11 protein-coding genes are annotated in these 13,361 nt (G+C 47.3%); 10 read left to right on the top strand and 1 reads right to left on the bottom strand.

What is annotated here, in order from left to right; translation table 11 throughout:
• Window positions 1-103 precede the first annotated feature (103 nt).
• A complete protein-coding gene (locus tag DXA36_RS04540) occupies window positions 104-1,183 on the bottom strand; it encodes a D-alanyl-lipoteichoic acid biosynthesis protein DltD (RefSeq protein ID WP_118676763.1) in 1,080 nt (359 codons plus the stop codon).
• Between the two features lie 356 nt (window positions 1,184-1,539).
• On the opposite strand from DXA36_RS04540, the gene DXA36_RS04535 reads away from it, so the two are divergent.
• The 10 genes from DXA36_RS04535 to asnB (DXA36_RS04490) all read left to right on the top strand — a co-directional run bounded on the left by DXA36_RS04535 (window position 1,540) and on the right by asnB (DXA36_RS04490) (window position 13,306).
• Complete coding sequence (locus DXA36_RS04535) at window positions 1,540-3,117, top strand: CotH kinase family protein (RefSeq protein WP_182478929.1); 1,578 nt, start codon at window positions 1,540-1,542, stop codon at window positions 3,115-3,117.
• Between the two features lie 5 nt (window positions 3,118-3,122).
• A complete protein-coding gene (locus tag DXA36_RS04530) occupies window positions 3,123-3,842 on the top strand; it encodes a polyphosphate polymerase domain-containing protein (protein WP_182478928.1) in 720 nt (239 codons plus the stop codon).
• Window positions 3,824-4,495 carry a DUF4956 domain-containing protein gene (locus DXA36_RS04525; protein ID WP_118676757.1) on the top strand — a complete coding sequence of 224 codons (672 nt, stop codon included), beginning with the start codon at window positions 3,824-3,826 and terminating at the stop codon, window positions 4,493-4,495. Before DXA36_RS04530 ends, DXA36_RS04525 begins: the two co-directional genes overlap by 19 nt.
• A 77-nt stretch (window positions 4,496-4,572) precedes the next feature.
• Complete coding sequence (locus DXA36_RS04520) at window positions 4,573-4,764, top strand: hypothetical protein (protein WP_118676755.1); 192 nt, start codon at window positions 4,573-4,575, stop codon at window positions 4,762-4,764.
• A gap of 432 nt (window positions 4,765-5,196) precedes the next feature.
• The gene (locus DXA36_RS04515) at window positions 5,197-6,294 is read left to right on the top strand and encodes a glycosyltransferase (RefSeq protein WP_118676753.1); all 1,098 of its coding nucleotides are present in this window, start codon (window positions 5,197-5,199) and stop codon (window positions 6,292-6,294) included.
• Window positions 6,295-6,352: 58 nt separating this feature from the next.
• Window positions 6,353-7,093: a hypothetical protein gene (locus DXA36_RS04510; RefSeq protein ID WP_118676751.1), complete on the top strand. Its 741-nt coding sequence runs from the start codon at window positions 6,353-6,355 to the stop codon at window positions 7,091-7,093.
• Between the two features lie 45 nt (window positions 7,094-7,138).
• Window positions 7,139-9,037, top strand: coding sequence for an asparagine synthase (glutamine-hydrolyzing) (asnB, locus tag DXA36_RS04505; protein WP_118676749.1), 1,899 nt, complete (start codon window positions 7,139-7,141; stop codon window positions 9,035-9,037).
• An 84-nt stretch (window positions 9,038-9,121) separates the two neighbouring features.
• On the top strand, window positions 9,122-10,243 hold the full coding sequence (locus tag DXA36_RS04500) for a glycosyltransferase (RefSeq protein WP_118676747.1): 1,122 nt from the start codon (window positions 9,122-9,124) through the stop codon (window positions 10,241-10,243).
• 51 nt (window positions 10,244-10,294) lie between these two features.
• Complete coding sequence (locus DXA36_RS04495; protein WP_118676745.1) at window positions 10,295-11,374, top strand: SGNH/GDSL hydrolase family protein; 1,080 nt, start codon at window positions 10,295-10,297, stop codon at window positions 11,372-11,374.
• A 60-nt stretch (window positions 11,375-11,434) separates the two neighbouring features.
• Entirely contained in the window at window positions 11,435-13,306 is a 1,872-nt protein-coding gene (gene asnB, locus DXA36_RS04490; RefSeq protein WP_118676743.1) for an asparagine synthase (glutamine-hydrolyzing), read from the top strand.
• The last annotated feature ends 55 nt before the right edge of the window (window positions 13,307-13,361 follow it).

Raw genomic sequence — 13,361 nt, 5'->3', positions numbered from 1 at the left:
AAAAAACTATCCAAACCGCATGGTTACAGCGAAAAATAAGTCTGCTGCTTTTACGATATGCAATCGTGTAAGAGGCAGGCTTATTTTTACGCTTATATCCATGTCAGTGTGTTTCTAAATAAGCTTTTAATTCGGGTATTTCTTTTGTCAGCATATCCGTAAAATAAATTGCGCCTTCTTCGTTCAGGTGATCCGCATCCCCGAAGTACTGCAGATGCGTCTGGAAACGTTCATCATGGGAGTAATCATAATACGTAATGCCATATTCCGCAGCGATTCCCTGTATTTTGCTGTAAAATTCATTCATAAAATCGGCGGAAACATATTGGTTATAATAGATCGAAAAGGGGGTTGTAATCAGAATAGGGGTGATATTACGCTCCTGACACAGCTCTATCATATTCTTGAGATCCTGTTCTTTATCCTCTTCAAAATATTCACTTTTCCCTTCAAAATGTCTCTGGTATCTGGCAGCGCCCTTGGATTGAAATTCCTGCACCTTTTCCGTTCCGTATACCTGCTCCATATTTTCAGCAGCTACCGGAGCTTCGGAAGATAAATCAGAAGAGGTATCGGATTCCGGCGCACCGGTATTTTCACCCTGGGCAGTCACATCAGGTGAACTTTCCGCGGCATAAACAATATTCTGCCGGTTGTCGGACAAGGAAGGAAAGGTAACCGGCGGTTTAAACAGATCAAATATTTTATCCCCTGCGGACAGAACAGGGAACCGTATGGCGACCAAATCCTTATAAAGGCTGTAATCAGGGTTATATTGGGGAGACAGGATACGGTAATAGCGTACACTGATGGCCTCAATGTCGTCAGGATTGGTGGCCTCGCTGTTAAAGGAAAAATAGGATACCGGAATAAAAGCAATACTGCCTTCTGCAAATTCATTTTTATGCATATTTAAAAGCGCATAATCATATTTGAAAGACTGGCTTGCAAGAGCGAAATTGAAACATTTAATACCGCGATCCTTCAGTGCGCCCCAGTCAAAAGCATATTGGCCGTGGGAGCTTCCGAAGTTTGCAAGCTGTATGGTTTCCGGGACGAAATTAAAGGCATTCACTTCTGCAATGGGATTATCTGATTTCTGCTCATACATAATATCCAGATAAAATATACAGAAGACAGTGATACATACGGCAAGAACACTTTTTACAAGAAATGATTTCATAAGCGTTTATAAGAATTACAAAAGCAGCCGTAACTCTTAGATACTCCTTTCTTGACAGAGAACAGATGATTACCCAACTGGATTAAATGTAAGAAGCATTTAAACAGCAGTAAGTAATTTATTATGAGTAAAATAAGCAGGTAAAAGCATAATATTAGTTTGGTACTATATTTTACTACGTAAATGGAAAAATATACAAGCAAAATGAGATGCCACAGAAAAATTTAATTAAAAATTAAGAAATTCAGTGGCGGATTTTAGAATATATACATTGTATTTTGCTTAAAAAGCTTGTATAATAATCAAATTGTGAAAAAAGTAACGATATATTATATTACAAATACAGGATGATAGCGGTGGAAAGAAAACGAATATTATTTGCAGCAAGCTGTTTATTGTTTGTATGTTTTTGTATTTTCGGACTTTTGCTCAGGGCTAAGGAAAGTCAAAAAATAATTTCGGTGGAAATAAAGACAGAAAATGAATTAAACAGTATGAAGGAAGGCAGGATTTCATCGGAGGATCCCATAGGGGATTTTGTCCTGTTTGGGGAACAGCAATTACCTTACGATGGAAATTACGGTTTCTATTATATATCCCAGTCCCTGAATTCGGAAGAATTCCAGGGAAAGCTGGAAACAACGGACAGAAAGATTAAAGTTTATTTCTATGAAGACAACTATTGGGCTGATAAGGCGGGAGCTATCAGGGAAGGGCATCCTTTTCGTTTTATTGTATTTGGTGATGGCTGGTATAGTGAAGACGAAGTGGTTTTTTCAGGGCTTCCAATTATCAGTATCACCGGGGACTTGGTGGAATCGGCAGATAAAGCAGTCAGCAACAATAGTAAGCTGGTAGTATGGGATCCGGAAGATAAGGAAGCAGAAGGCCTGTATACAATAAAAGAAAGCTTCTGTACTTATTATGAAAGAGGGGCCAGCAGCCGGCAGTTTGAAAAGAAAAGCTTCGGCATACGCCTGTTTGATGAAAAAGGGGAAGCCCGTAATAAATCTTTTCTGGGAATGCGAAGTGATAATAAGTGGATTCTGAATGCCCTTTACTCCGATACAAGCAAGGTGCGTGAAAAGATAGCGACCGATCTCTGGAATGAAATCAGCCCCGAACTGCAGGGCACCAGAATGGAATATGCAGAAGTATTTGTAAACGGCTTTTACAGAGGCATTTACGGATTAATGGAGCCGATTGATAAAAAACAGCTCAGTTTAAAGGAAGGGGATTTCCTTTATAAGTGCAGTTCCATAGATGGGGTTGGCAGAGGCTACTATGATGGAATATCTGATGCCATGGAAACCGAAGAATTCGAAATAGAATTCCCGAAAGAATGGCAGGATGGAATCTGGAAGCCGCTGGAATATTATACGGACTACCTGGCGGATGAGAGAGAAATGGACGAGCCGGCTGTCCTGGATAAGGAAAACATCACAAAGTTCTGGTTATATTTACAATTCCTTTCGGCATCGGATAACATTAATAAAAACTTTTATATATTGGCATCGGAGCAGGAAAACCGGCTGCTGATCCGCAAAATACCCTGGGATCTCAATTATTCCTTCGGTGATGCCTGGTCAGTGGAAAGCCCGAATATTACGGAATTTGGTGTCTTTGGAATTGACGAGATTTTTACTGTCAGCGATTTCCAAAAATTATATGAGAGCAGTGAGAAAGAAATCATTACCCTGACAAACCAGCTATGGTCCGCCATGAGGCAGTCTTGCATACAAGCCGACAGGTTGTGTCAAATGGCCGCCGATTACATGACGCTGCTGACGGAAAGCGGCGCTTTTAACAGGGAAATACTGCGCTGGCCGGATGCGGGCAACAGTACGGATATTACTGCTATACAAGAATATATCAGAGCGAGGATTGTTTTCATGGACAGCGCCATTGCGGCGGGGGATTATAATGAGGAATGACAGGAATGGAATATAGGGTAGAAGAGAAATATATCTGTACGGAAGGGGAATTACGGATCCTGGCAGGAAGATTATCTCATTTGATGGAAGAGGATGCCCATCACGGTGAAGAGGGAAAATACCAAATCCGCAGTCTCTATTTTGACGACTATGATAATACCTGTTTCGCGGAAACCATGGATGGAGTGAATGACAGGAAAAAGTTCCGTATCCGTATTTACGGAGGATGCGCAGACAAAATTTCTTTGGAAGTAAAATATAAATGCAGCGGAATGACAAAAAAGGAAAGCTGTCCGCTGACAGAAAAGCAGTGCAGTGCTGTGATGGCCGGAAAGGTCCCGGCATACCAGAAAGGGGATCCCACGGTACTGCATATGCTGTTCCTTGCCATGCGGACAAGCCTTCTTCGTCCGGTAGTCATTGTTCAGTATGAAAGGACTGCCTATATTAATAAAACAGGTAATGTGAGGGTGACCTTTGACCGGAATATTTCCGCATCTGCCGATATTAGAAATTTTCTGGAGCCGAAGCTCAGACTTCTTCCCGTTATGGAAAAAGGAAAGCATGTTCTGGAAGTGAAATACGATGAAGTACTTCCTTCCTACATTGCGCAGGCACTGGAAACCGGACGGCAGCAGCAGACGCCCTATTCAAAATACAGAGAATGCAGAATTGCAGCACAAGCTTACTATACAGGAGGGATATCATGGGTGCAAGGGATGTAATCAAGAAATCAATACTGGAAGGTTTTTCGATGGAGATGTCGGTATTCCAGGTAATCTCCATTTTGCTTATTACCGTTTTGCTGTCCGTGTACATTTATTATATTTACCGGCTCAACAGCCACAGCAGCTTTTACTCCAGAGACTTCAATAAAACACTGGCTATTATGCCGGTGCTTACGGCGGCAATTGTGCTGGCTTTACAGTCATCGCTTGTTATTTCATTGGGTATGGTAGGCGCGCTTTCTATCGTACGTTTCCGGAACGCCATCAAAAATCCCATGGATTTGCTTTTTCTATTCTGGTCGATCAGCACAGGTATCATATGTGGCGCAGGGCTGTACATGCTGGCAATCGTTACCTGCCTTGTGGTGACAATCTTATCCTTTTTACTCGATTTCATAAAAATGCCCCAGGCCTCCCTGTTATTGGTGTTAAACAGTTCGGATAAGTCAATGGAAGCGAAACTTCTTCCTGTGCTGGAATCTTTCGCCAAAGGCTATAAGATCCGTTCCCGGAATGTAACGGCCGCAGGGATCGACTATGTTATAGAAGTCAAAACCAAGGATGAAATGGGATTGATTGATGCCTGTGCGGGAATGGAAGGTATGGACTGCGTTTCGCTGCTTACCCACGACGGGGATATCCGGTATTGACAGCGGCCATACCCCTTTGGAATAAAGAAACGCCATCCGGGCATACTAACTCCAAAAAGTGAAAGGCGGCATTATTTATGGAGAAACAAGCGAAAGCAGACCAGGAAGCTTCCCGGAAAGTAAACAGCGTATACGATGACGGCAATATTCCCCAGGCGGATCTTCCCCTTCCCGATGACAATGACCAGGCCGGTAATATCATACCGGACGAGGTTCCGAGGAAGGACGGACCGGGGGGAGAAAACAGCAGGAAGAGCCAGGAACAGTAAGATTTACCGAAAGGGAATACACATGTACTGCGTGCGGGTACCACGTCGAAACAGGGTAGGTTGTCCCGTTTGGTATCCGTCCGCCGCAGCCCCTGTGCCCTTGTGTATCCGGCCTGCCCTTGGGGGTATGATATCTCTCAGGTGCTGCTATACCAAACGTTCCAATGAGCCCAAAGCATCCAAAGTGTCAGGTGAGGCTGCCGCTTTGGATTGGTCTCATTTCCACTGTATAGAAAGCACCTAAGGGACATCATACCCCCAAGGGCAGGCCGGATACACAAGGGCGCAGGGGCTGCGGCGGACGGATACCAAACGGGACAATGTGCCGGAAACAACGGGGGTACCCGCTTTTTTTCTTGTATCCTTAATCCTAATGTGGTAAACTAGATTGAATTTATGCAGCCAATTTCAGGAAATGAAAAGGACGTAAATATGCGTAGAATTGTGTTCCACATAAACAGCCTGGAGCAGGGCGGGGCAGAACGGGTTATCACGAATCTCGCCCACCAGTTTGCTGCGGAAGGCTATGAAGTGTATATTGCTACCGAATGGTATGCTGACAATGAATTCCAGATAGATAACAGCATAACCAGAGTCCATGTGGGCCTGAACGAAGAGGAAGAAGGCAAGGGCAGATTTGCCAGGCTCAGAATCCGCGGACAGCGTCTGCGGGCCTTTATCAAAAAGGTAAAACCGGATGTGGTGGTTGCTTTCTGCCATAAGGCGAATTACCGTGCCATAACGGCGGCGCTGGGGACCGGGATACCGGTCATTGTTTCCGTGCGTACGGATCCGGTGGGACATTATGATCACTGGGATGACAAATTCCAGATTCCGCTGCTGTTCCCCAGAGCGGCAGGCTGTGTGTTTCAAACTGAGGGACAGAGAGATTTTTTCCCTGAAAAGGTGCGGGCGAAATCACGTATTATCCTGAACCCCCTGCATAATAAATACCTGGATGTGCCCCGGCCGGAAAAAAGAGTCAAAGAAGTGGTGCAGTCCGGAAGAATTGTGGACTTTAAAAACCAGCTGATGCTGATCCGTGCGTTTGACAGGGTGCATAAGAAACATCCTGACTATGTGCTTAAAATATATGGCGGCGATTCCGGCGACGGGACAAAGGAGCAGCTGGAGGAGCTGATTGCGGAGAGGAAGGCGGAGGATTACGTTTTTCTTATGGGAGCCAGTGATTCCCTGGAAAAGGTGCTTGTAAATGCGTCGGTTTTTGCCTTTTCCTCCGATTGGGAAGGGCTTCCCAATGCGCTTTTGGAGGCAATGGCTCTGGGACTGCCCATTGTGGCCACGGATTGTCCCTGCGGCGGCCCCCGCACAGTTATGAAGGACGGGGTGAACGGGCTGCTTGTTCCTATCAAGGATGAAGAAGCTTTAGCGGAGGGGATCTGCAGGCTGATTGAAAACCCTGATTTGGCGGAGCGGCTTGGCAGCAAAGCGCGGGAGATTCGTGAGAGGGCAAACGGCAAAGCGGTTTTTGAACAGTGGCAGGATTATATAGAAGCCGTATGCAGATAACGTTGGGTAACCGTTCAGACCCGTCTGGAACGGTTACAACGCAGGAGGAGTAAAACGAATGTTTTCCTATTCGGATTATAAAGAAATTATCAATATTATTAAAGAAAGCGGACGCGGCTGCAATTTCAGACAGGCGCAGGAGCGGGACAAGTTCATTATCATGAGGCATGACGTGGAATTCAGCGTGGACCGTGCCTTTGCCCTTTCCAAACTGGAGCTGTCGATGGACTTTACATCCACCTATTTTTTCCAGTGGACCAATAATTCCTATAATATCCTTTCTAAAAAAAATATGGACATGATAAAATACATGCATGAAAGAGGGCATGTTATCGGCCTTCATTTCGCGCTGAACGGCCTGACGGATATGGAGCTGGTGAGAAAGAAGATTCTGCAGGAAATCCATGTTCTCAGCGAAATGCTCGGCTTTGAAATCACCGAATTTTCCATACACCGCCCATCGGCGGATGTACTCCGGGAAAATATTGTTTTTCCGGGGATTATCAATGCTTATCAGGATGAATTTTTTACCTTTTCTGAAAATGTTACGGATTCCACGCCGCTGCATGTGAAGTATATTTCCGATGCCAAGCACAGATGGAATTACGGCACGCCGGATGCGGACACACTGTTTAACAACGAAAGGGTCCAGATTCTGACCCATCCCTATTCCTGGACAAAGAAAGGGTATGACAACCTGGAGAACTTCAGAACGCTGATACAGGAAAGAAATGAGGAATTGATGGACACAATAGATAATGAGTGCAAGCATTTCGCAAGAGTCAGGGATTTGCTTTAAGACGGCGGCAGCGCTTCCGGTACGCAGGGAAAGGAGAGTGACAGTATGTGCGGTATTTGTGGTTTTGTGAGCAGGAGGGAGATAGCGGATACTACCCTGAAAATCATGAATGACACGATGTACCACAGGGGGCCTGATGACTCGGGGGAAGAAATCTATCCCGGCGAGGATGGCTACCGGATTGGTTTCGCACAGCGAAGGCTTTCCATTATGGATCTTTCCGCGCTGGGGCATCAGCCCATGCATTCGGAAGCCTCCTTCGGAGCAGGGCGGGATCAGATCTGTATCGTTTTTAACGGAGAAATTTATAACTTTAAAGAATTGAAGAAAGAACTTTCCGACTACCCCTTTAAGTCTAACTGTGATACGGAAGTCATTATCGCAGCTTATCTGAAATGGGGTATTTCCTGTATGGAACGTCTGAACGGCATGTTTGCCATAGCCCTTTATGATAAAAGGACCCAGGAAATCTTCCTGGTGAGGGACCGGATTGGGAAAAAACCGCTTTCCTATTGGCTGGATGGGGAAAATCTGGTGTTTGCCTCGGAACTCAAGCCTCTTATGGCGTGTCCCGGATTCCCCGGGGAAATCCGGAAGGATGTGCTGGCCCGTTTCCTTTACCAGCAGTATATCAATGCGCCGGACAGCATTTTCCGGGATGTATATAAGCTGCAGCCCGGAGAAATACTGCGGTTTCATAAGGGCGAAATCAGGACCTGGAAATATTGGGATATTGCGGATGTCTATCATAAAATGCAGAAAAACCCGGTCACGGATTATGAGGAAGCAAAAAAGGAACTGAAGAGGCTTCTTCAAAAAGCGGTGGCTTCCCGTATGATCGCGGATGTGCCCCTGGGCAGCTTTTTAAGCGGAGGCTACGATTCCTCCCTGATGACCGCCATCGCCCAGGAAAACTCACGGGAGCCGGTGAAGACGTTTTCCATAGGTTTTGAAGAGGAACAGTACAATGAGGCTGTCTATGCCAGACAGGTGGCAGCGTATCTCGGGACGGATCACACGGAAGCGTATATCGATGAAAAGGGGATGTTTGATCTGGTGGAGAGCATTCCTGCCTATTATGATGAACCTTTTGCAGACAGCTCCCAAATCCCTACCATGCTGGTATCCGCGCTCGCCAGAAAGCAGGTGACTGTCGCCTTGTCCGGTGACGGCGGGGATGAATTCTTCTGCGGTTATCAAATGTATGACAGGCTGGCCCGGGTGCAGAAACTGGACGGGCTGGGAGGTATGGTCCACGGGGTATTGGATCTGCCCGGCATAAGGAGGGCAAAGCTGGAAGAAAGGCTTCCGGTTAAGGTGCGTTCCATCGCCGGAAACCGCAATCCGGAGCTGAAGACCCAAATCTGCCCCCCGGCTTATCCGGACACGGCGAGAGCGTTTGTATCCGGGGCTGGGATGGACTGCCGTTATCCCAGAGAGAGCGCCTACCGGGAGAAGGACTGGCAGATCCGCAGAATGCTTTTGGACATGGACACGTATCTGCCGGGAGACATCTTATGCAAGGTGGACAGGGCTTCCATGAAATACTCCCTGGAGGCCAGATGCCCGATCCTGGATAAAGAGGTAATGGAGTACTCCTTCCGCCTTCCTCATTCCTTTAAATATAAGAACGGGGAGAAAAAAAGAATTTTAAAAAGCATCGCCTATGATTATATACCCCGGGAGATGCTGGACAGGAAGAAAAAAGGCTTTTCCGTACCTCTCGATAAATGGCTCAGAGGCCCGCTGCAAAACAGCCTGACGGACTATTCCTCGAAAGAGTTTCTGGTGAAGCAGGGGATTTTCCATGCGGACTATGTCAGCCGTTTTATTGATAGCTACCTGCAGCAGGGTGACAGGGGGCCGGGCAGCGGTGAAAATTACTCCAGGATTGTTTGGGCCTTTTTTACCTTTCAGCAGTGGTATGCATGCTATATGAGATGAGGTGTGTTGTGAAAGAACCTGAAGGGCTTGGTATGCTATAAAGGATGTAGGATGCATTTAGTTAGCTTTAAAGGAGCCGTATCATTGAAAAAACGACAGAAGACAACAGCGAATACCGGAAAAATGCATATTGCTCTCTTTATCAGTGCCCTGCGCAAAGGCGGTTCGGAGAGAGTCCTGGTCAATCTGGCCGAGTACCTGGAGAACCAGGGGATACGGGTTACGGTTGTGACCCAGTACAAGGGAGAAGGGGAATATGAGCTGTCTCCGGAAATCAAACGTGTTTACAGTGAGATTACGGAGGAAGAGAAGAGCGGAAGCCGGATGGTAAATTTTATCCGCCGTTTCCGCAAGCTGCGCCGAATCTGGAAGGAGGAACGGCCGGATGTTATTCTTTCTTTTATCGGAAAAAACAATCTGATGGCCCTTCTTACCAGCAGCTTTCTGGATATTCCCGTTGTGATTTCCGTCAGGGGAGAGCCGGAGGCAGAATATGCTACCGGACTCATGCGTTTCCTTGCCAGGACCTATTTTGCCAGGGCGGCCGGAATCGTGCTTCAGACGAAGGAGGCCTTTGCTTTTTTCCCGGAAAGAATCAGGAAGAAAGCGGTGGTATTAAAAAACCCCCTGAATCCTTCCTTTGTCCGGAAACGGTTTGAAGGAGAACGGGATATGTGCATCTATGCGGTGGGCCGTATGGATGCTAACAAGAACCATGAAATGCTGCTGCGTGCCTTTTCGGGGCTGGCGGCAGATTTCCCCCTTGTCAGACTGGTTATCTACGGGAACGGGGAATGCAGGGAACCCCTGCGTGAACTGGCGGAACAGATGAACCTTTCGGATCGTGTCAGCCTGCCGGGAGCGGTGACGGATGTGGCGGATAAAATATATAAAGGCAGCGCCTTCGTGCTGTCATCCTTCAGCGAAGGAATGCCTAACACCCTGATTGAGGCCATGTGCTTAGGACTGCCGGTAATTTCTACCGATTGTCCCTGCGGCGGGCCTGCTGAGCTGATTCAGGACGGAATCAACGGACTCCTGATTCCTCCCGGAGATACCGCCGCCCTGGAACTTGCCTTGCGCACCCTGCTTTCCGACAGGGACAAAGCGGATGCCATGGGACGCAATGCGGCAAAGCTCCTTGAAGAATATCTTCCGGAGCATGTGGACAGAGAATGGATGGATTATTTGATTTCCAAGAGGTAACTTAACTGTGAGGGCACTGAACAGTTACTCTATGAGAAAGTAACAGGTAGTATGAAGAGAAAAGAATGGATAAAAACAATTTGTTTTATAGCAGGTTTTTTCCTGATTCTGATTCCACTCACCTATATGATTCGCACAAACGGCGATATCAAGGATATATTTGTGGGATTTTATGGGGAAAAAGAGGATACCATTGATGTGGTGATGATCGGGTCCAGCCCGGTATACCCCTATTATGCAGGGCCGAAAATATGGAAGGATACCGGGATTACCTGTTATCCTCTTTCTTCCAACATGCAGCGTCCCAAAGCGGCTGTGCATCTGGTGGAGGAAGCGGAGAAAACCCAGGATCCGGCGCTTTATATTTTTGAAATGCGGATGTATCTTGGACCGGATGAACGGCTGACTCAGAATATGGCCTATACCAGAGGCGTCACCGATAATATGAAGTATTCCTGGAACCGGATTAAAACCATAAATGACTTGGTGGAGCCGGGCGGGGAGGAAGCAAGATACACCTATTATTTTGATATCTTTAAATATCATTCCAACTGGAAGACCCTGGTGCTCCCCAGCCAAATGGTGACCTTCCGCTATGAACACCAGGATCCCTTAAAGGGAGCAGTCATCCGTGACGACATCGGACCCAGCGAAATGGCGGATTATTCCGGAGTGACCACAAGGCAGGCCATACCGGAGGATCAGGAAGAGGTGCTGCGCGATCTCCTGGCCTATTTACAGGAAAAAGGGCTGAACGCTTTATTTATCGTATCACCCAATACCATGACGGAGGAAAAACAAAGCCAGTATAATTATATAGCGGATATTATCGCACCTACCGGATACCGGTTCCTGAACCTGAACGATTACTACGAAGAGCTGGATATGGACTTCGAAACGGATTTTGATGATTACGGCGGTCACACAAATGCCTTCGGCATGGAAAAATGCAGCGCGTTTCTGGGAGAATATCTGAAAACCCATTATTCCTTTACGGACAAACGGGGGCAGAAGGAATATGAAAGCTGGGACAGGGCTGCCGAATTGTGGGAAGAGCAGACGGAAACCGCCAAACAGATCATTCTGGATAAAAAGGCCCGGAAAGAATTCAAGGTGATCGAAGAAGAGTAGGGAAAGCAAAGCCTGAAAGAAGCAGGTAAGAAAAAAGGACGAAAGAAAGCAGGTGAGTCTATGTGTGGAATTGCAGGATTTTGTAACTGGAAAGGGAACTGGGAGAAAAATATCAGGAAAATGAATGAGCGGATGCGGCACAGAGGGCCGGATGCTTCCGGTATCTGGGCCAGCGATGACCAGAAAGTGGTCATGGGGCATCAGAGGCTTTCCATTGTGGATCTTTCGGAAAACGGCGCACAGCCCATGCAGTCTCACAGCGGCCGGTTTGAAATCGTTTTTAACGGAGAAATTTATAATTACCGAAAAATAGCAAAACGCCTGCTTGATGAAAAAAAGGTGGAACACTTCCGCGGGACTTCGGACACGGAGGTTCTGTTGGAGGCGATGGAGCATATCGGGATCAGGGAAGCCATAACGATGTGTAAAGGCATGTTTGCCATCGCCTTGTATGATAATAAAGAAAAAAGGCTGTATCTGCTCCGCGACCGGATCGGGGAAAAGCCTTTATATTATGGTTTTGTAAACGGAAGCTTTGTTTACGCATCCGATATTGGTTCCATTGCCGCGCTGGATGGGTTCCGTAATGAAATAAATAAGGATGTGCTGGATATTTATTTTGTCCATGGCTATATTCCTGCGCCCTACTCCATATACCGGGATATATGGAAGCTGGAGCCGGGATGTATCCTGACTCTGGACGCGCCCTTTGCCAGCCCTTCGGTGGAACCTTTCTGGTCGGTGAAGGAGGCGGCAAAAAAAGGGCAGGAGAATCCGTTTACCGGCAGCAGGGAGGAAGCGGCTTCGGAACTGGAACGGCTGCTGAAGGATTCCATCCGGGATCAGATGGCGGCGGATGTGCCTGTGGGCGCTTTCCTTTCTGCGGGAATCGACAGCAGTACCATTGTGGCACTGATGCAGTCGCTGAATAACGGCAGGGTAAAGAGCTTTACCATTGGTATGGGGGAGAAGGAATATAATGAGGCGGATGCCGCAAGGAAAATTGCAAAGGTGTTGGGAACCGAGCATACGGAAGCTTACATTACGGAGGCGGATGCCAAAGCCGTAATCCCTAAACTGCCCTACATGTTTGGAGAGCCCTTTGCAGATTCCTCCCAGATACCTACCTATCTTGTCAGCAAAATGACCCGGGAGCATGTGACCGTATCCTTAAGCGGTGACGGCGGGGATGAGCTGTTCTGCGGTTACACCTCTTATGCTTCGGTGAGCCGTATCTGGGGAAAAATGAAAAATATTCCCTATTTTCTGCGCAAACCCTGCAGCGATCTGGTCCTGCACAGTCCCCTGGCGGCAAAGGAGCTTTTCCGTATCAAAGGGAAGCTGCTGGGTGCCAGGGATCCTGCAGATATCTATGTGCAGTCCCGCCTGACCGATCCCCTTACCATGGAGATCACAAGACAGCACGGAAACCTGCCCTATCAATATACCCAGATGCCCCGGGGGTATCTGAAAGAAACCAATCACACAATCATGCTGATGGATATGCTGATGTACCATCCGGATGACATCCTCGTAAAGGTGGATCGTACGGCGATGGCGGTTTCACTGGAGACAAGAGTCCCTATGCTGGATAAGGATGTGGTGGAATTCGCCTGGAGCCTTCCCCTGGAATACAAGCGCCGGGATGGGACGGGCAAGCTGGTACTTCGGGATGTACTGTATAAATATGTGCCGAAAGAGTTGATGGACAGGCCTAAAAAAGGGTTTTCCATCCCCATTGCCAAATGGCTGAAGGAGCCGTCCCTCCGTGCCTGGGCGGAAACGCTCCTGGACCGCAGGACGCTGGAAACGCAGGGGATTTTAAATCCGGATACCGTATGGAACATTTGGAAGGATTTTGTGGAAAACGGTGTATGGCGCATTCAGATTTGGTATATCCTGATGTTCCAGGCCTGGATGGCCGAACGGTAACAGGAAGGATTTCGGCAGTAACGGGGAAAGGCCCGGACAGTTACACAGGAAGGAA

The organism is Eisenbergiella sp. OF01-20, assembly GCF_003478085.1.
Classification (GTDB): Bacteria; Bacillota; Clostridia; order Lachnospirales; family Lachnospiraceae; genus Eisenbergiella.
Note: the sequence above shows the minus strand (reverse complement) of the source record. Positions and strands in the feature narration are given on the sequence as shown.